A 231-nucleotide genomic window follows, 5' to 3' on the forward strand; every position below is an offset into this window, starting at 1 on the left:
CTTCGAAGTAAACAATGAGCAACGATGTACCAAATTCCTGAAATATTGACTAAACCGTGAGGGTGAACGGTACGCTTTATTTTTGTAGTTTCTCTTGGTTTACGATAAGAAAAAGAGATAGCTTGTTCTTTTTGAATAGATTCTTGCAACAGGAGAAGTTGGTTTTCAAGTTTTTCTTGTTCAGGTTGTTTTTGTGAAAATATAGGAGAAAGAAAACGAAAAGTTCCTCGT

Annotated in this window: 1 protein-coding gene; it reads right to left on the reverse strand. The window is 34.6% G+C overall.

Features of this window, described 5'->3' with window-relative positions; genetic code table 11:
• Window positions 1–231 (reverse strand): WYL domain-containing protein (locus SB775_RS34315; protein ID WP_410865752.1); only part of this gene is annotated, 231 nt, incomplete at both ends.

The organism is Peribacillus sp. SIMBA_075 (assembly GCF_046534585.1).